This is a genomic window from Pseudomonas sp. p1(2021b) (genome assembly GCF_020151015.1).
GTDB lineage: Bacteria > Pseudomonadota > Gammaproteobacteria > Pseudomonadales > Pseudomonadaceae > Aquipseudomonas > Aquipseudomonas putida_K.
Window position 1 is genome coordinate 2,644,528 of sequence record NZ_CP083746.1, and the last position, 19,702, is coordinate 2,664,229.

14 protein-coding genes are annotated in these 19,702 nt (G+C 65.6%); all 14 read left to right on the top strand.

Annotated elements, in window-relative coordinates:
* The first annotated feature begins 87 nt into the window (after positions 1–87).
* The 14 genes from K8374_RS12170 (at position 88) to K8374_RS12235 (ending at position 19,620) form a co-directional block, all read left to right on the top strand.
* Positions 88–837, top strand: a complete 750-nt coding sequence (locus tag K8374_RS12170; protein ID WP_224455756.1) for a hypothetical protein — start codon at positions 88–90, stop codon at positions 835–837.
* A gap of 64 nt (positions 838–901) precedes the next feature.
* Positions 902–1,441 (top strand): type VI secretion system contractile sheath small subunit, encoded by a 540-nt coding sequence (gene tssB, locus K8374_RS12175; protein WP_003248358.1) that lies wholly within the window; start codon positions 902–904, stop codon positions 1,439–1,441.
* Positions 1,442–1,455: 14 nt separating this feature from the next.
* The gene (tssC, locus tag K8374_RS12180; protein WP_084857840.1) at positions 1,456–2,958 is read left to right on the top strand and encodes a type VI secretion system contractile sheath large subunit; all 1,503 of its coding nucleotides are present in this window, start codon (positions 1,456–1,458) and stop codon (positions 2,956–2,958) included.
* 39 nt (positions 2,959–2,997) lie between these two features.
* Entirely contained in the window at positions 2,998–3,480 is a 483-nt protein-coding gene (gene tssE / locus K8374_RS12185) for a type VI secretion system baseplate subunit TssE (RefSeq protein WP_084857839.1), read from the top strand.
* Positions 3,480–5,300 carry a type VI secretion system baseplate subunit TssF gene (tssF, locus tag K8374_RS12190; protein WP_224455757.1) on the top strand — a complete coding sequence of 607 codons (1,821 nt, stop codon included), beginning with the start codon at positions 3,480–3,482 and terminating at the stop codon, positions 5,298–5,300. The genes tssE and tssF overlap by 1 nt, the downstream gene beginning before the upstream one ends.
* Positions 5,264–6,331, top strand: a complete 1,068-nt coding sequence (gene tssG, locus K8374_RS12195) for a type VI secretion system baseplate subunit TssG (protein ID WP_084857837.1) — start codon at positions 5,264–5,266, stop codon at positions 6,329–6,331. Before tssF ends, tssG begins: the two co-directional genes overlap by 37 nt.
* The gene (gene tssH / locus K8374_RS12200; RefSeq protein WP_224455759.1) at positions 6,328–8,925 is read left to right on the top strand and encodes a type VI secretion system ATPase TssH; all 2,598 of its coding nucleotides are present in this window, start codon (positions 6,328–6,330) and stop codon (positions 8,923–8,925) included. The genes tssG and tssH overlap by 4 nt, the downstream gene beginning before the upstream one ends.
* A gap of 24 nt (positions 8,926–8,949) precedes the next feature.
* Positions 8,950–9,669, top strand: coding sequence for a type VI secretion system lipoprotein TssJ (tssJ, locus tag K8374_RS12205; protein WP_224455761.1), 720 nt, complete (start codon positions 8,950–8,952; stop codon positions 9,667–9,669).
* Positions 9,666–11,009: a type VI secretion system baseplate subunit TssK gene (tssK, locus tag K8374_RS12210; protein WP_224455763.1), complete on the top strand. Its 1,344-nt coding sequence runs from the start codon at positions 9,666–9,668 to the stop codon at positions 11,007–11,009. Before tssJ ends, tssK begins: the two co-directional genes overlap by 4 nt.
* On the top strand, positions 11,006–11,722 hold the full coding sequence (icmH, locus tag K8374_RS12215) for a type IVB secretion system protein IcmH/DotU (RefSeq protein WP_224455765.1): 717 nt from the start codon (positions 11,006–11,008) through the stop codon (positions 11,720–11,722). The genes tssK and icmH overlap by 4 nt, the downstream gene beginning before the upstream one ends.
* 29 nt (positions 11,723–11,751) lie before the next feature.
* Complete coding sequence (locus K8374_RS12220) at positions 11,752–15,561, top strand: type VI secretion protein IcmF/TssM N-terminal domain-containing protein (protein WP_224455767.1); 3,810 nt, start codon at positions 11,752–11,754, stop codon at positions 15,559–15,561.
* Complete coding sequence (gene tagF / locus K8374_RS12225) at positions 15,558–16,466, top strand: type VI secretion system-associated protein TagF (protein WP_224455769.1); 909 nt, start codon at positions 15,558–15,560, stop codon at positions 16,464–16,466. The genes K8374_RS12220 and tagF overlap by 4 nt, the downstream gene beginning before the upstream one ends.
* The gene (gene tssM / locus K8374_RS12230; RefSeq protein ID WP_224455771.1) at positions 16,463–18,958 is read left to right on the top strand and encodes a type VI secretion system membrane subunit TssM; all 2,496 of its coding nucleotides are present in this window, start codon (positions 16,463–16,465) and stop codon (positions 18,956–18,958) included. The genes tagF and tssM overlap by 4 nt, the downstream gene beginning before the upstream one ends.
* 143 nt (positions 18,959–19,101) lie before the next feature.
* Positions 19,102–19,620: an Hcp family type VI secretion system effector gene (locus tag K8374_RS12235; protein WP_224455772.1), complete on the top strand. Its 519-nt coding sequence runs from the start codon at positions 19,102–19,104 to the stop codon at positions 19,618–19,620.
* Positions 19,621–19,702: the final 82 nt, after the last annotated feature.

Here is a 19,702-nt window from a genome sequence, read left to right on the forward strand (position 1 = left end):
CGGCGAACGAGAACGAAATGCCCTTCAGGTCCACGCCTCCCAAGGCGTCGCGGGACGAACACGAAGGCTCAAGGACGATGCACCCGAATGACACAGACGTTCGATGTTGAAGCACTGATCAAGCTACGCAGCCAGACCCGTGCGATTTCCGATGCGCTCAAGGCGCAGGCGTCGGACTATCTCGCGAGCCTCGCTCCGCTGATCCGTCCCCAGGCCTTCTTCGGTGAGTACCTGCAGGGTGCGCAACGCAGCAGTGGCCGCGAAACCCAAGGCCACTTCCAGTCGCTCATCGAACTCTACGAGCGCATCGGTTCGGCCGCCCCGTTCCAACTGGTCAGCGAGCTGGACGTACCGCTCAACCTGATCAGCACCACCCCCGAACTCTTCCCGCTGGAATACGACAAGGCCCTCGCCCCGGGCGGCCAGGTCATCCGCATCACCAGCCCCGTGCGCTGGGTCGTCGGCTACCAGGGTTTCGACCTGGCACGCTTTCGCACCGTCATCAAGGACCCCGACCGCAGCAGCGCCGAGCTGTACCGCTTCGTGGTGCACTACCTGGTGCTGTTCTACTGCCTGAGCAAATCGCCAGGGCTCGGCCGCCTGTTCGAAGGCCTGCGCTTCGCCCTTGGCTTCGAGCGCCTCAAAGGCTTCGGCGACCTGCCCTTCTGCATCATCAGCTCGCCGGTACGTTCGGAACTTCCCGACGATTCGGTCATCCGTAGCAGCACGCAAATTGCCGGCAACACCAGCTTCGAAGAGCTGGTAGGCCGCGACAACATACTGGAAATGAACGACGAAATCCGTCAGCGCCTGTTGCTGACGATCGAAGGACTGTAACGCGCAGCGCCCGGCAGCGGGCCGCGCAATGATTCGCAGCGAATTGCTCGCACTGGAGATCACGATGGCGAAGAAGGAAAGCACCCAGCACAAACTCGACCGCGTTCGCGCGCCTCGGGTCCACATCACCTACGACGTGGACATCGGCGATGCAATCGAGAAAAAGGAACTGCCCTTTGTCGTCGGCGTGCTGGGCGATTTCTCCGGCAACCCGCTGGAGCCGCTGCCCAAGCTCAAGGACCGCAAGTTCGTCTACATCGACCGCGACAACTTCAACGGCGTGCTCAAGGGCATCAAGCCGCGCCTGACCTACCGCGTCGACAACACCCTGGCCAAGAACGGCACCCAGCTGGGCGTCGAGCTGAACTTCAACAGCCTCGAGGACTTCGAGCCGCAGAACGTGGTCAAGCAGGTCGAGCCGCTGCGCAAGCTGCTCGAGGTGCGCAACAAGCTGGCCGACCTGCGCAACAAGATGGGCGGCAACGACAAGCTCGAAGAGCTGCTCATGGACGTGCTGCAGAACACCGAGAAGCTCAAGACCCTGGGCAAGGAATTCGGCCGTGAAGCCGAAGTGAAAGACCCATCCAGCGACGACCGCGCCTGAGCAGGAGCCTGAACATGACCGACAAGCAAACCATGCCGCAACAGGCTGCCGACCTGGTGGAAGTGGAATCCTTCGCGCCGCAGTCCTCGCTGCTCGACAGCATCATCTCGCAAAGCCGCGTGGCCCGCTCCGAGACCGAGCGCAGCCGCACCCGCGACCTGATCGGTGAGCTGGTGAGCCAGGTACTCGAGGGCGAAATGACCCCGAGCAAGGACCTGATCGCCGTGCTCGACGCCCGCATCGCCGAGATCGACGCGATGCTCTCCGAGCAGATGAACGAAATCATGCATGCCCGTGAGTTCCAGCAGCTGGAAGCCTCCTGGCGCGGCCTGAAGTACCAGGTCGACCAGACCGAGACCAGCACCACGCTGAAGATCCACCTGCTCAACGCCTCGAAAAAGGACCTGGTGCGCGACCTCAAGGCCGCCAGCGAATTCGACCAGAGCGCACTGTTCAAGAAGGTCTACGAAGAAGAGTACGGCACCTTCGGCGGCGCCCCGTTCGGCATGCTGATCGGCGATTACGAGTTCAATCGCAACCCCGAGGACATGTATCTGCTCGAGGAAATCTCGCACGTCGCCGCCGCGGCCCACGCGCCGTTCATTTCGGCCGCCTCGCCCGAGCTGTTCGGCTGGGACTCGTTCACCGAGATGTCTGGCCCGCGCGACCTGGCGAAGATCTTCGACACCGTCGAGTACGCCAAGTGGAAGTCGTTCCGCGCCTCCGAAGATTCGCGCTACGTCGGCCTGACCCTGCCACACGTGCTCGGCCGCCTGCCCTACGGCCCGGATACCACCCCGGTCGAGGAGTTCAACTTCGTCGAAAGCGTCGACGGCCGCGACCACAACAAGTACTTGTGGATGAACGCCGCCTACGCCCTCGGCACCCGCGTCACCGATGCCTTCGCCCGCTACGGCTGGTGCGTGGCCATTCGTGGCGTCGAAGGCGGTGGCCTGGTCGAAGGCCTGCCCACCCACACCTTCAAGACCGACGACGGCGAAATCGCCCTCAAGTGCCCCACCGAGATCGCCATCACCGACCGTCGTGAAAAAGAGCTCTCGGACCTGGGCTTCATCCCCCTGGTGCACTGCAAGGGCACCGACTACGCCGCGTTCTTCGGCACCCAGTCGGCGCAGAAGCAGAAGCAGTACAACACCGACATCGCCAACGCCAACGCACGCCTGTCGGCGCAACTGCAGTACATCTTCGCCACGTCGCGCATCGCCCACTACATGAAGGCGATCATGCGCGACAAGATCGGCAGCTTCGCCTCGCGCATGGATGTGGAGCGCTTCCTCAACCAGTGGCTGGCCAGCTACGTACTGCTCGACGACACCGCCAGCCAGGAAGCCAAGGCCAAGTTCCCGCTGCGCGAAGCCCGCGCCGAGGTGTTCGAAGTGCCAGGCAAGCCGGGTGTGTACAAGGCCGTGACCTACCTGCGCCCGCACTACCAGCTCGACGAACTGACCGCCTCGCTGCGCCTGGTCGCGGAGCTGCCGCAAGGCGCCCGCGGCTGACCGGCCCCATGTGAACGGAATGTGTACAGGGATTGACACATGAGTAACCAGGCCCGCCTGCTGCCCTCGCTGCTCGACCGACTGCTGGACGACCGTCCGTACCAGTCGGCCGAGCCGGCCACGCAGCGCACCTGTTCGCTGGCCGAGTACAAGGCGAGCATCGTGCGCGACCTGGAAGTGCTGGTGAACACTCGCCAATCCCTGGTCGCCGAGGAGCTCGAAGGCTTCAGCCAGCTCGGCGGCACCATTCTCGAATACGGCATGCCCGACTTCATCAGCCGCAGCGTGCTCGACCCGCAGGATCGCCGACTCATCCAGCAACAGCTGGAGCGGGCGATCAGCACCGGCGACCGGCGTTTCCGCCGGGTTCGCGTACAGCTGTTGGCCCAGCAGAACGGGCACCGCATGTTGACCTTCCGCGTGGACGCCGTGCTGCGTCTGCAGGACATCAGCCGCCAGGTGTCGTTCGACGCCGTGCTGCAGGTCAACACCCAGGAATACAAAGTGCAGAACCTCAACTGATGCTCGACGAACTGCTGCCCTACTACGAAAAGGAACTGTCGCACCTGCGCTTCCTCGGCCAGGAGTTCGCCGCGCAGTACCCGAAAATCGCCTCACGGCTGCTGATCGAGGGCGACAACTGCGAGGACCCGCACACCGAGCGCCTGATCGAGGCGTTCTCGTTCCTGTCTGCCCGGGTGCACAAGAAGCTTGATGACGAATTCCCGGAAATCGTCGAGTCCTTCCTCGAGGTGCTGTACCCGCACTACCTGCGCCCTACCCCGTCGATGTCGATCGCCGAGCTGACCCTAGGCAAGCACGAGAAGGTCACCGAGGCCTATCACGTGGCACGCCACACCGAGATGCACGCCAATGCCATCGACGGCGTGGTCTGCAAGTTCCGCACCTGCTACCCGGTGGAACTCTGGCCCATCGCCGTGCAGCACGCCTCGTTCGCCGAAATGGAACGCTCGGCCTTCAACGGCCACAGCGCCGACCTGGTGGCACGCCTGCGCATCCGCCTGGAGGCGACCGGCGATGTGCTGTTCGGCCAGATGGAACTGGAGCGCCTGCGCTTCTTCCTCGATGGCGAAGCCACGCTGATGCTGCAGCTGTACGAGCTGCTGTTCAACAACCTGGCCAAGGCCACCCTGAGCTTCCAGGACGGCGGCCGTACCCGTGAGGTCGCGCTGCCGGCCGACGCCCTCAAAGCCGTCGGCTATGCCCGCGACGAGGGCCTGGTGGACTACTCCGAGCGCTCGTTCCTGGGCTACCGCCTGCTGCACGAGTACTTCACTTTCCCCGACAAGTTCATGTTCTTCGACCTCAGCGGCTTCGCCCGCATCCTGCACGGCAAGGCCATCGAGCAGGTCGAGGTCAACTTCTACTTCTCCGACTACGACCTCAGCGATCGCCTGGCGCGGCTGACCCAGAACATCGGGCGCAACAACTTCAAGCTCAACTGCACGCCGATCATCAACCTGTTCCGCCAGCAGGCCGAGCCGATCAAGCTCACCCATACCCAGCACGAATACCCCGTCACGCCCGACATCCGCCTGCACAACGCAGCCGAGGTGGTGTCGATCGACCGTGTGCGGCGGGTGCGCAAGCTGGGCGGCGTCGACCAGGTCGGCACCTGCCAGCCGTTCTTCGAGCCACGTGGCGAGCAGGACCCGCATACCAGCTTCTGGATCGCCCGCCGACGCAACCAGGGCGATGCCACCGCCATGAGCATCCGTGTGGTCGACCGCGACTTGGAGCTGATCGACGGCAACGCCGACACCCTGAGCATCAACCTCACCTGCAGCAACCGCGATGTGCCCCTGATGCTGCCCTTCGGTGGCGAGCGTGGCGACTTCAACATCCCGGCCAACTCGGTGATCAAGGATATCCGCTGCCTGCGCAAGCCCACCGCCACGGTTCGCGTACCGCTGGGCAAGGGCCTGATCTGGCGGCTGATCGCGCACCTGTCGCTCAACCACCTGTCGCTGGTGAGCCAGGGCCGCGAAGTGCTGCTCGAACTGCTGTCGCTGTACAACTACCGCAACGTCTCGGCGATCCGCAAACAGATCAACGGCATCAAGGCCATCAGCAGCGAACCGGTGGTTGCGCGCATCGGCCACCCGCGGCCGAACTTCGTGCGCGGCGTGGGCATCACCCTGACCTTCGACGAAAGCCAGTTCACTGGCAGTGGTGTGTTCCTGTTCGGCATGGTGCTGGACCACTTCTTCGGCCAGTACTGCTCGATGAACAGCTTCACCCAACTGACCCTGCGCACCCAACAACGAGAAAAGAGAGTCGTCCAATGGCCAGCACGTACTGGCGATCAGCCCCTGGTCTGATCGATCAGGCCCGAGCCGAGCCGCACCGATTCGAATTCTTCCAATTGGTGCGCCTGCTTCGCCTGCACTACAGCCGCTCCGGGCGTATGGACCTGGCGACCCGGCCGCACGAAGACCCGCTGCGCTTTCGCACCCAGCTGTCCCTGGCGTTCCCGGCCAGCGAGGTCAGCGACCTGCACTTCGAGCGCGAGGGCAAGGTGTCGCCGGCCGGGCTGCCGCTGTCGGAGGTGCAGGTCACCTTCATGGGCCTGGTCGGGCCATCGGGCGTGCTGCCGCGGCCATATACCGAGTTGCTGCTCGAACGCCACGTGCAATACCGCGACGATGCCGCCCACGCGTTCCTGGACATCTTCTCGCACCGCATGACCACGCTGTTCTACGAGGCGTGGCAGAAGTACAAGTTCCATATCGAGCACGAGCGCAACGGCACCTCGAGCTTCGACGGCTACCTGCTCAACCTGGTGGGCCTGGGCCCACGCGCCCAGCAGCTGAAGTTCGAACAGCCGCAGGCGCTGCGCCGCGAGCTGTTCAGCTACTTCTCCGGGATGCTCAGCCAGAAGCCACGCAACGCCCTCAACCTGGAGGTGATGCTGGGCTTCTATTTCTCGCTGCCGATCAAAGTCAAGCAGTTCGCCGGGCGCTGGTTGAAGCTGCAACCGCAGCAGTGCACTCAGCTCGGCCGCAAGAACGCGCAGCTGGGCCACAGCGCCGTGGCCGGCAACCGGGTATGGGATTACCAGTCGTGCATCCGCATCGAACTGGGCCCTCTGGCACTGGCCGACTACCAGCGCTTCCAGCCCGGTACCGACGACTACCGCAAGCTGGTCGAGCTGGTGCGCTTCTACATCGGTGCCGAACTCGATTTCGAAATCGCCCCGCGCCTCAAGCGCGAGGCCGTGCCCTGCGCCCAGCTGGGCCGCAACGGCAATGTCGCCCTGGGCTGGCTGGGCTGGCTCAAACGCCCTGGTCGTGACGCGGAGCCTTCCCGTTGCGCCGTCTTCCACATTCCTTACGATGGGGTCGCCTTGTGAACCTGAAGTCTCTGTTCGCCAAGCTCAACGAAACCAGCCGCACGGCCACTGAAAGCGCGGCGGCCCTGTGCCTGTCGGAGCAGCACTACGATGTCGAGGTCGAGCACCTGTTGCTGCAACTGCTCGACAATACCGACAGCGACCTGCCGCAGGTGCTGCGCCACTACGAGGTGGTCGCCGAACGCCTGCAGGCGCAACTGGTCACCGCCCTGGGTACCTTCAAGAAAGGCAATACCCGCACGCCGGCGCTGTCGCCGCACATTACCCGCCTGATCGAGCAGGCCTGGGTGCTGGCGTCGATCGAGTACGGTGTCGGCCAGGTGCGCAGTGGCCACCTGCTGCTGGCCCTGCTCGACGACGCCGAGCTGCGCCGCGTGGTCATCGCCTCGGCGCCGGAGCTCGAGAAGGTCAATGTCGACGACCTGCGCCTGAACTTCACCGCCCTGGTCGAAGCCAGCGCCGAGTCGAAGCTCGCCAGCCCCCTGGCCAGCCCCGCGGCACCGGTCGCCCCCGCAGGCAAGGCCGGCGGCAAGACCCCAGCCCTGGACCAGTACACCGTCAACCTGACCCATAGCGCCCGCGAAGGCCGCATCGACCCGGTGCTGGGCCGCGAGTTCGAAGTGCGGCAGATGGTCGACATCCTCACCCGTCGCCGCCAGAACAACCCGATCCTCACCGGCGAGGCCGGAGTCGGCAAGACCGCCGTGGTCGAAGGCCTGGCCCTGCGCATCGCCCAGGGCGACGTGCCCGCCGTGCTCAAGGACGTGGCCCTGCACACCCTCGACCTGGGCCTGCTGCAGGCCGGTGCCGGGGTCAAGGGCGAATTCGAGAACCGCCTCAAGGCGGTGATCGAAGAGGTCAAACGCAGCCTGCACCCGATCATCCTGTTCATCGACGAGGCCCACACCCTGATCGGCTCCGGTGGCCAGGCCGGGCAGAACGATGCCGCCAACCTGCTCAAGCCGGCCCTGGCCCGTGGCGAGCTGCGCACCATCGCCGCCACCACCTGGGCCGAATACAAGAAGTACTTCGAGAAGGACGCCGCCCTCGCCCGCCGCTTCCAGGTGGTCAAGGTCGAAGAGCCCGACGAGGACAAGGCCATCCACATGCTGCGCGGCCTGCTCGGCAAGATGCGCGAACACCACAAGGTCGCGGTCATGGACGAGGCGCTGGTACAGGCCGTGCGCCTGTCCAACCGCTACATCACCGGCCGCCAGCTGCCCGACAAGGCCGTCAGCGTACTGGACACCGCCTGTGCCCGCATCGCCCTGGCGCAGTCGTCGCAGCCCGGTGCGCTGGAAGACTGCCGTCGGCACATCGACAACCTGCGGGCCGAGATCGCCGTGCTCGACCACGAGGCCACCAAGGGCCACGACCATGCCCGCCGCCTGGGCGAGCTGCAGGCCGCCCTGCAGGCCGAACAGCAGCACGAACAGCAGCTCAACGAACAATGGCAGCAGGAGCTGGCGCTGGTCGAACAGCTCAAGGCCCTGGATGCCGCTAATGAAGCCGACGCCCAGCAGCTCAATGCCCTGCGCGCCGAGCTGGGCCGGGTGCAAGGCGACCAGCCGCTGGTGCACGCACTGGTCGATGCCGGTGCCATCGCCCAGGTGATCAGCGGCTGGACCGGCATCCCGCTGGGCAAGATGCTGCGTGACGAAATCGACACGGTGCAGCGCCTGCCGGCACTGCTCGGCGAGCGCGTACTGGGCCAGGACCATGCCCTGCACGAGATCGGCAAGCGCATCAAGATCTCCCGGGCGCGCATGGAAGACCCGAACAAACCCATCGGCGTGTTCCTGCTGCTCGGCCCGAGCGGCGTCGGCAAGACCGAAACCGCGCTGGCCCTGGCCGATACCCTGTACGGCGGCGAGCGCAACCTGATCACCATCAACATGTCCGAGTACCAGGAAGCCCACACCGTGTCGAGCCTCAAGGGCTCGCCACCCGGCTACGTCGGCTACGGCGAAGGCGGTGTGCTGACCGAGGCCGTACGCCGCAAGCCCTATAGCGTGGTGCTGCTCGACGAGGTGGAAAAAGCCCACCCCGACGTGCTCGAACTGTTCTTCCAGGTGTTCGACAAAGGCGTGCTCGACGACGGCGAAGGCCGCGAGATCAACTTCCGCAACACGGTGATCATCCTCACCTCCAACACCGGCACCGAGCGGATCATGCAGACCTGCTTGAACGCCGAGCAACTGCCAACGCCCGAGACCATCGTCGAAGACCTGCGTGCCGAGCTCAACCGCGTGTTCAAGCCGGCGTTCCTCGGCCGCCTGAGCATCGTGCCGTTCTACCCGGTGCAGGACCAGGTGCTCGAGCGCATCGTCGCCCTCAAGCTCGACCGCATCGCCAAGCGCTTCGCCCGCAACCACCAGGCAGAGCTCGCCTACGACCAGGCGCTGGTCAAGGCCATCGCCGCGCGCTGCACCGAGGTCGACAGCGGTGCGCGCAACATCGACAACATCCTGTCCCAGACCTTGATGCCCGAGCTCGCCCAGCACGTGCTCGAGCGCATGGCCCAGGACATGCCGATCGAACGCCTTGTGATCGAGCTGGGCAGCGATGGCGACTTCGCCTATCGCCTGGCCTGACCAGTACCCGGAGGTTTAGCCGTCATGCAACACAACCACACCACCCTCAAGCGCCTGGCCGCCGCAGCCCTGCTGCTGGCCCTGGCCGGCTGCGGGGTCACCGACCGAATCGGCAAGCGCATGGAAGACAGCTGGGCGGCCGACATGCTGGCCGACAGCGAGAAAGTGATCCTGACCTCCGACGGCGGCAATACGCTCAACCCCGGTGCCGATGGCAAGCCGTTGTCGGTGGTGATGCGCGTGTACCAGTTGACCGACCTCGAGCGCTTCGCCTCGGCCGACGCCGACACCCTTTGGGACGCACCGGAAAAAGCCCTGGGCAACACCCTGGTCGAGGCCCGCGAGATCACCCTGCTGCCAGGCATGGGCCAGATCGACCAGTGGCCGCTGGCCAAGAACGCCCGCTATGTCGGCGTGGCGGCGTTCTTCCGCGACGAACAGGATGCGCGCTGGAAGGTCGCCTTCGATGCCAACTCGCTGCGCAAGGACGGCATCTGGTTCTCCTCCGACGGCCTGCGCATCCTCGTCGACAACACCGAAATCACCGCCATGCGCGGCGTGGACGTGCTGAACAAGCCGCCCACCGCCGAGCAGCTGGCGGCCCAGCAGCAAAAGAACGCAGCGCCCGCCCTGGCCGACAAAGTGCAGGACGCGGTCATCGACAAGGCCAGCGACGCCGCCGGCCAGTCGGCGCGCAACGCCATGGATTCAACCTTCAACTCTCTAGTGGATAGCGTCAAATGAGCAAGCAGAGCCGGGTGATGTGGTCGGAAGGCATGTTCCTGCTGCCCCAGCACTTCCAGTACCAGGATGAGTTCCACCAGCACCAGCTGGCCGAGGCGACCCTGCGCAGCACCCCGTTCCATTGGGGCGTGCAGACCCTGCAGGTGGACGAGGACGCCCTGGCCAACGGGTCGCTGCAGCTCAAGCGCCTGAAGCTGGTGTTCCCCGACGGCAGCCTGTACGACGCCCCGCAGCACGACCCGCTGCCGGCCGCCCGCGACCTCAAGGACCTGCTCAAGGCCAACGACCTGAAGGTCTACGCCGCGCTCAAGCTGCCCGAGCCGTTCGGCCTGAACTACGTCGAGGATGGCCAGGAGCACAAGGCCGCACGTCGCTTTCGCAAACAGTTCGACACCCTGCCCGACCTCAACGAAGGCGAGCTGGAAAACGAAATCACCAGCCTGCGCCTGAACGTGGTGCTGCTGGTCGACGGCGACAGCCTCGACGGCTACAGCCACTGCCCGTTGGCCAAGCTGACGCGCAACAGCATGGGTGGTTTCAACCTCGACCCGCATTTCGTCCACCCGACCTTGCACCTGGGCAGCCACGACACCCTGGCCGGCATCGGCAAGCGCCTGCTCGGCGCCCTGCAGGCCAAGAGCAAGGCGCTGTCCGGGCGCCGCCGCGAACGGGCTGACCAGATCGCCGAGTTCGGCTCCAGCGACGTCACCCTGTTCTGGCTGCTCAACACGGTCAACCGCGCCCACCCGCAGCTGGCCCATCTGCTGGCGCACCCGCGCCTGCACCCGGAGCGCCTGTACCTGTTCCTGGCCGACCTGGCCGGCGGGCTGCTGACCTTCACCCTGGACACCCAGCTCAGCGACATCCCCGAGTACGACCACCACGACCCGGCCGCCTCGCTGGTCAAGCTCGACGAGATGATCCGGGTGATGCTCGACAACGTCGTGCCCAACCAATGCATCGTCATCAACCTCACCCAGACCAAGCCGTCGTACTGGCAGGGCCAGTTGCGCGACCCCCGCCTGGTCGAGGCCGATTTCTACATCGCGGTGCATGCCGACATGCCGGGTGCAAGCCTCCTGGAGCTGGTACCCAGGGCGTTCAAGGTCGGCTCGCCGGAAGACATCGAGGTGGTGGTCAACAGCGCCATGCCGGGTGTCACCCTCAACCACGCTGCGCGGCTGCCCAACGCAATCCCGGTGCGCCTGGACAACCAGTACTTCGCCATCGAGCCCCACGGCCCGGTGTATGAGCGAATGATGAACGCCCAGACCATCTGCTTCTACGCGCCCAGCGCCTTTACCAACCTCAAGCTCGAACTGATGGCGGTGCTCAAATGACCGAAGCCGTACTGCAGCAGGGTGCCGTCGCGGCCGCCCACGACAAACCGACCCTCAAGGGCCTGGTCCAGGATTTCATCAGCATGGCGCTGATCGTGCGCCGCGGACGCCAGGTCACCTCGGTGCAGGCTTTCGAGGCCAGCCTGGAGCGCTTCTTCGCCAACCTCGAGCGCGAAGCCCGCGCCGCCGACTACAGCGTCGAACAAGTCAAGGACACCCAGTACGCCCTGTGCGCCTTCCTCGATGAAAGCGTACTGCGCTCGGGCGACAACGAGCTGCGCCGGCACTTCGAGCTGCAACCTTTGCAGTTCCGCTACTTCGGCGTGCACCTGGCCGGTGAGGGCTTCTTCGAGAAGGTCGACGCGCTGCGCGCCGACGTCAAGCAGAACGTCGATGTGCTCGAGGTGTACCACCTGTGCCTGGCCCTGGGCTTCGAAGGCAAGTTCGGTCTCGGCCAGCACGACCAGCTGCGCTACCTGGCCAACACCCTGGGCCAGGACATCGCCCGCTACCGCAAACCACCGAAAACCCTGTCGCCGGACTGGGCCCTGCCGGACCAGGTGTCGCAGATGCTGCGCCACGAAGTCCCGCTGTGGGTGTACCTGGCGTTGATCGCGCTGGTCTGCGTCGCCGTGTACCTGACGCTCGACTGGTTGCTGGGCAAGGACGTCGACGCCCTTTCCGAACAAATCCGCCAGCTGTTCAGTGCCTGAGCCCACCCAGGTAGCCGAGTCAGGAAGACATGAAAACACTATTGCGTCTGTTGAAGAGTTTCTGGATTCTCCTGCCACTGCTGTGGCTGGCGAGCCTGTTGGTCTGCTGGTTGTTCGCGCCGCTGGTACCGTGGCTGCGCCACCATGTGCCCGAAGCGCTGGCGATCATCAGCGCCTGTTTCCTGCTGGTGATCGTGCTGCGCCAGTACCAGCGTATCCGCGCCGAGCACAACCTCGAGAACCTGCTGCACATCGAGGTCGACCGCTCCTGGAACGCCACCGGCGAGTTCCGTGACCAGCAGGTGCTGCGCGAGCGCCTCAAGCATGCCATCGCCATGCTCCGCACCGACCGCTCCGCCGGTGGCGGCGGCAAGGCGGCGCTGTCCGACCTGCCCTGGTACCTGGTGATCGGTATGTCGGCGGCCGGCAAGACCTCGCTGCTGACCCACTCGGGCCTGTCGGCCAGCATCGCCACCGCCAACGACAGCGAAAGCGGCACCCAGCACTGCGACTGGTACTTCAGCCCGGACGCGGTGATGATCGACACCGCCGGCCGCTACCTGCGCGACGACCAGTCGGCCAGCGAGTTCTCGGCCTTCCTGCGCATGCTGCGCAAGCAACGGGGCAAGGCGGCGATCAACGGCCTGGTGCTGGTGGTCAGCCTGCCCGAGCTGCTGGCCGCCAACAGCGACGAGCGCGACGCGCTGGCCGCGCAACTGGTGGCACGGGTGGAGGAATACGCCCAATGCCTGGATGCCAACCCACCGGTCTATCTGATGTTGAGCAAGACCGACCAGCTGCCGGGCTTCAACCAGGCCTTCGAAGGCCTCGACCTGCAGGAACGCCAGCAGCCGCTGGGCATGACCTTCGGCCTGGCCGAAATCCGCAACAACGGCCTGCACGCGGTACTCGAAACCCGCCTCAACAACCTGCAGGGCCACATCCGCCGCCATGTCGATGCGCAGATGATCGCGCTCGGCGCCCAGGCCGACAGCACCCTGCTCAACTTCCCGCAGTACTTCGCCGAGCTGCGCGGTGTGCTCGAGCAGTTCCTCGAGCATTTCACCCGTGGCCACCGCGGCAATGCCCCGCTGCTGCTGCGCGGCCTGTACTTCACCAGCGCCCTGCAGACCGACCAGCAACTGGGCCAGGTGTACGAAGACGCCATCGCCGATGAATTCGCCCTGCAAGCCGCCTCTGAAGACGGCGCCCAGGCCACCGGCAAGCCCCAGGGCAACCGCAGCTACTTCATCACCGACACCTTCCGCCGGGTGATCTTCCCCGACCGTGACCTGACCCTGTACCAGTCGCGCCTGGGCCGCCAGGCCGCGTTCAGCCCGCTACTGCTGGGCCTGGCGGCGACCGCTGGCGTGCTGTTCATCGCCTGGCAGGCGCTGTCGTTCGCCAACAACCGCCAATGGCTGGACGGCCTGCGCGCGGAATTGGCCAAGATCGACCAAGCCGAAGACCGCCCACAGCGGCTGGCGGCCGGCGAAGGCCTGGAAGTGCTGCGCGAGCAGATGGCGACCGTGGAAACCCATCGCCAGCAAGGCGTACCGCTGCAACTGGGCGCTGGCCTGTACCAGGGCGAGGCGATCCATCAGGTGGCGCGTACCGCCTACCTGGCACAATTGCGCAGCCAGGCCCTGGAGCCGATCGCCCGTCAACTGCAGGTGCAGATGCGCGCCTTCAACACCTTCGCCGACGGCATCAACCAGGAACTGCAGTTCACCCCTGCCCCGGCGCCCAAGCGCAACAACGGCAAGCGCCTGGCACCGGCGGTGGCCGCCAAGGCCAAGGCGGCACTGGGCAAGACCCGCGTCGGCGCCTATGCCGCCAAGGTCAACCTGGCCACGGCCAGCGATGCCGCCGAGCTGTCCGCCACCACCGGGGGCCTGTCGCTCTCCGAGGAAATGCTCGGGCGCCTGGACGAACAGCAGGTGGCCTCGATCATCGACGCCTACAACACCCTCAAGCTGTACCTGCTGCTGACCGAGCCCAAGGCGCACCCGGACCCTGCGTTCATCGCCGCGAGCCTGCCCCAGGCCTGGGCCAGTGCCGCCGGTGAAGGCGCCGCGGCCGGCGAAGGCGTGATCGCGCAGAACGCCCCGCTGTACGTGCAACTGCTCGAGCAGGGCCAGGCCCCGTCGCTGCCACGCAACGAGCAACTGATCAGCCAGACCCGGCAGAACCTCAAGTCGTTCATGCTCTCCAGCTCCCTGGTCGACCGTGAGTACCTGCGCCTGCAGCTCGAAGCCAGCCGCCAGTTCCCGGCCCTGAGCCTCAACGACCTGGTGCCGCAGCCCGGCCGCGCCCTGTTGTACGGCTCGGCCGGCGTCCCGGCCATCTATACCCGCCAGGGCTGGGACACCTTCGTCAAGCCCGAGCTGATCAAGCTGGTCTCGGGCAACCTGCGCAACGAATCGGACTGGGTGCTGGACGGCGAAGGCGGTGATGCCATCGTGCAGAAGGCCAATTTCATCCGCGAGTTCATGACCCGCTACAAGCGCGACTACACCCAGGCCTGGTACAAGATGGTCAGCAGCGTCGGTGTACGCCACTTCGCCGACCTGGCCTCGGCCACCCAGCAGCTCGGGCTGCTCAGCGACGTACAGAACTCGCCGGTGAAGAACCTGCTGGCGGCGGTCAACGACAACACCCAGTGGGACCTGCCGATCAAGCAGGAGATCCCGCGCGTCGGCAACGCCCGCGTGGACGGTTTCTGGAGCAAGGTCACCGGCCTGTTCGACGACAAGGACGCTCTGCCTACCGACGTCGCCCCTACCCTCCCGGCCATCGACGACGGCAGCCTGGCCAAGCGCTTCGAGCCGATCTCGCGTGTGTTCGCCGAGCACAACGCAGAAGGCGCCGACAGCACCATCATGGACCGTTACCTGGCCGCCCTGCGCAAGCTCAAGGTGCGCATGAACAACATCCAGCGCTCGCAGGATGTGGGCAAGAGCAGCAAGCAGCTGATCAGCGAAACCCTCGAAGGCCAGCCGAGCGAGGTGACCACCGTGCGCAACTACGTGGAAACCAGCGTCGACACCAGCCAGGATGGCTTGTCGCGCTCGCTGCAGAGCCTGTTCAGCCTGCCGATCCAGTACGCCTGGGAAACCCTGCGCGACCCGGCCGGCCAGCAGATCGCCAAGGCCTGGGCCCAGCAGATCGCCAAGCCCTGGGAGCAGGTCATGGCGCACCGCTACCCCATCGCCACCGGCAGCCGCAACGAAGCCTCGGTCAAGGACCTGCAGCGCTTCGTCGACCCCGACAGCGGCCTGCTGCCGACCTTCAAGCGCAACGAGATCGGCAACCTCTCCGGTGGCGAAGGCCTGGGCCTGGGCGACGGCAAGGCGTCTTCGCTGGTCAACCCAGGCATGCTGCGCAGCATCGACAAGGCCAGCTCCGTGGGCCAGGTCATCGCCAGCCTGTCGGACCGCGACAACGGCTTCGAGATCATGCTCGAACCGTCGGGCAACTTCACCGACATCGTCTTCACCCTCGATGGCCAGGAGCAGCATTACCGCAACGGCCGCAGCAGCTGGAACCGCTTCGCCTGGCCGGGCAAGAGCAACGCGCCGGGCGCGCGCCTGGACGTGATCACCCTGAGCGGCGCACGCGTCACCGTGTTCGACTTCCCTGGGCGCTGGGGCCTGCTGCGCATGAACGAAAGCGCCCGAGTCGAAGACCTCGACGGTATCCAGCAGCGCTTCAGCTGGAACACCGCCAACGGCCGGGTCAGCCTGCTGGTGCGCAACTTCGGCGGCGTCAAGCTGACCGACCTGGGCGACGTCAAGGCGCTGAGTGCGCTGAACGACAGCGGCAGGGGCGCACAATGATCGGTTGCTTCGGCAAGCTCCCGTCGAGCGCGGACTTCGTCAGCCTGCATGGCGCGGCGGAGGAAGTCTGCGAGTTCGACGCCTGGCTGCAGGCTTCGCTGGCGGCCATGCGCCACCGCGAAGACTGGCAGGCGTTGTTCGACCCGCTGCCGATGTGCTTCTTCAGCTACCGTGCGCGCACCGGCAACTGGCTGCTGGGCGGCCTGCTCAGCTCGCGCGATGCCAGCGAGCGGCGCTACCCGTTCTTCATCTTCCAGCTGCTCAAGGGCCAGGAAGGTGAAGCGCTGCTCAACCCGTTCACCCTGGGCGAGCTGTTCAGCGCGCAGATCAAGCCCTTGTTGCACCAGGCGGTGCAAGGCGCCGACCGCGCCGGCATCTTCGAGCGCATCAAGGCCCTGCGCCCGCTACAGGCCCAGGACCTGGACCTGTTCCGCCGCGTGCATGCCAAGTTCCTGCATGACTTCAGTTTCAGCGACATCGCCCGCGCCTTGCATGGCTCCTGGCCTGGCTTCGACAGTGCCACGGCGCTGGCCCGGCTCGAGGCGACCCGCGGCGCGTTGCACGGTGACTTCGAAGGCGGCATCGAGCTGCCCCTGCCCGCCGAGCGCGGCCTGAAGAACCCCACCGCCGACCTCTGGCTGACCTGGCTGACGCGCATGAGCGGGCGCCACGACGTGCCGGCAGTGAGCCTTTTGGCCGACGACTTCATGCACCCGCGGCTGTACTGCTTCCCGTCGCCCCATGCCACCAGTGCCTACCACCTGCTCACGGCCAGTGCGCAGCCTCGCCTGCACCTGGAGCTGCTGGGCCCATTGGCCGGGGCGACGCGCCCATACGATTACGACCGACCTCTTGAACACGTCATCGACCGCTTCGTCGATGCGCTGGATGCGACGCCTGTATGAACAAGATCAAGTACTACTGCCTGCGCTACCAACCCTACCTGCTCGGGGTGGCGTTCTTCCTGGTGATCTTCCTGGTCTGGGCCGTCGGCCGTGGCCTGGGTTTCACCTCGTTGCACAGCCTGCTGGCAGGTATCGGCGTATTCCTGCTGCTGTCGGCAGGCTATGTACTGCTGATGTACCGGGGCGTCGGCCAGCACCGCAACCTCGAAGGGCTGCTGCGCGACGATGCCGACCAGGCCGTGCTCAACGCTCCGCCAGCCGACCGCGAGGAAATCACCCTGCTGCGCGAGCGCCTGCTGCAGAGCCTGGAACGCCTGCGCGCCAACAAACCACGCGGCACAGCGGCCAAGGACGCCCTGTATACCCTGCCCTGGTACCTGGTGATCGGCCAGCCGGCCGCCGGCAAGAGCACCATGATCCTGCAGTCGGGCCTGAACTTCCCTTACGCCGAACGCGAGGGTGCCCGGGTCGCGGGCCTGGGGGGCACGCGCAACTGCGACTGGTTCTTCAGCTCCGAGGCCGTGCTGCTCGACACCGCTGGCCGTTACATGAACAGCCCCGAAGAAGCGGGCAAGTGGCGCGGCTTCCTGCAGCTGCTGCGTCAGCACCGCCAACGCCGCCCACTCAACGGCCTGATCGTCAGCGTCAGCATCGCCGATATCCTGCAGGGCTCGGCCGAAGACCGCGAGCGCGTGGCCAAGCGCCTGCGCGAACGCATCCAGGAAAGCTGTGCGCTGCTCGAGGTGCGCCTGCCGATCTACCTGGTGTTCACCAAGTGCGACCTGATTCCTGGCTTCATGCCGTTCTATCGCCAGCTGGACGACGCCGCCCGCGGCGAAGTGATGGGCAAGACCTTCTCCCACAAAGGCTATGAGCAGGCCAACTGGGGCCAGCGCTTCGGCAAGGCCATGGACGAGCTGACCGATTACTGGCAGCAAGTGGCCACCCAGCAGCTGGTGCAGCAGGACATTCTGATCACCCGGCAGAACAATGCCGCCTACCGCTTCCCGCTGGAGCTGGCCGCGCTCAAGCCGCGCCTGCAACAGTTCGTCGACAGCCTGCTGCGGGCCAACCCGTACCAGAATGCCGAGTTGCTGCGCGGGTTCTATTTCACCGCCGCGCTGGAGGCCGACGAGGCCCAATGGGGCAGCCACGGCCAGCATGTCGCCGAGCGCTTTGCCCTGGAACATGGCCAGGGTAGCGCCGGCACCGCCAGCCAGCCGGCGCCATTGTTCATCAACAGCCTGTTCCGCAAGGTGATCATCCCCGACCAGCACCTGGTGGCGCTGTACACCAGCAACCAGCGCGAGCGCCGGCGCAAGGCCGCCTGGGTGGGCGCCGCCAGCCTGGCAGGCCTGGTGCTGTGCAGCCTGTGGGGCTGGTCGTACTTCAACAACCGCAGCACCCTGGCCACCCTCGCCGACGAGCTGGCCCAGGCCAAGGCCCAGGACCAGGCCGCCAGCGGCCAGTACACCGCCTGGCGCAGCCTCGACCGCCTGCGCTTCTGGACCGAGCACTACTTCCAGCAGCACCGCCAGCATGGTGTACCGCTGCGCATGCGCCTGGGCTTGTACCAGGGCCATGCCGTGGAGCCGCTGGTACGCAGCCGCTACTTCGCTACCCTGCAGAACGTGATGCTCAAGCCCACGGCCGACAACCTCACCCGTACCCTGTACCTGCTGACCACGCTCAAGGTCTACCAGCGCAACACCAACACCTTGCAGCCGGTGACAGGCGTGGACAGCGTCGAGGCCGAAGCCCTGCCCCATGACAACCGCGCCCAGTCGATCGCCGAGTTCGGCAAGGCCGCCCTGGATACCTATGTGATGCTCTCGCCTGCCCAGCGGGAAAAGGCCGACCCGGCACTCCTCAAGGCACGCCTGCCGGACTACTGGTACCCGGCCATCGCCCGCCATACCGGCAAGAGCATGGCGGCCAGCGCCGGCGACACCCAAGGCAACCAGGACTACCTGTACGCCAGCCGCCAGATCACCTTCTACAGCGACCAGATTCGCGAGCCGGACGTACCGCGCATCCTCGACAACGCCTTCCTGATGTCGAGCTCGCGCAACTACATCAACAGCCTGCAGGCCCAGTCGCTGCGCTCGATCGAGACCATCACCCTGGAGTCCGACACCCTGTTCGCCTTTGGCCGCGCCGACTTCCAGAGCCTGCGCAACGAAGGTCAGAACCAGCTGAGCGCCATCGCCAGCAAGCTGCTGAACACCCCCAACATCGGCAAGATCATCATCTCCGGCCACGCCGACCAGCTCGGCGATACCCAGGGCAACCTGCAGGTTTCGAAACAACGGGCACAGACCATCCGCACCTACCTGGTCGGCAAGGGCGTGCCGGCCGAGCTGGTGGATGCCCGCGGCGAAGGCAGCCGCAAGCCCCTGGTCAACTGCGACATGCAGCAACCGCGCGCGCAGTTGATCAAGTGCCTGGAGCCCAACCGTCGGGTAGAGATCGAAGTGCGCGGCCTGAACTGAGGCCACGCGGCAAGAACCGGCCATCCGGGCCTCACAGGAGGAAGCCTGGAGGGCGGCAAGCTACCCCTGCCGACACGTTCGCAGGGGTCAAAACCAAGGGACGCATGAGCGCCCCTTCACTGATGTAAATGGAGAGTTTCACAATGGCATTTGACGCGTATATCCAAATCGACGGCATCCCAGGCGAAGTGCTGGATGACAAACACAAGGACTGGATCGAAGTGCTGGGCTACGAGTACGGCGCCACCCAGGCCACCTCGGCGACCGCCAGCTCCTCGGGCGGTGCATCCTCCGAGCGTGTCGCCCTGAGCGACTTCAAGATCCGCAAGTATGTCGACAAGGCCTCGGCCAAGCTGTTCGAACACTGCTGCACCGGCAAGCACATTGCCAAGCTGAAGCTCAACGTCAACCGTGCCGGTGGTGACAAGGTGACCTACCTGACCATCGACATGGAAGAAGTCGTGGTGTCGTCGGTGCGTTTCGTCGCCGGTGGCAACCAGTCCGGTGAAGACAAAGCGGTCAGCGACCTGCCGATCGAAGAAATCAGCTTCAACTTCGCTCGCATCAAGACCACCTACACCCAGCAGAACCGTACCGACGGCCAGGCTGGCGGCAACATCGTTGGTGGCTGGGACCGCACCGCGAACAAAGTGTTCGCCTAAGCGTTCGCTTTGCCATGGGCCGCGCAAGCGGCCCATATCCGCAGCGTGCCGGCCTGGCCGGCGCGCTTCTCCTTCCCTGACC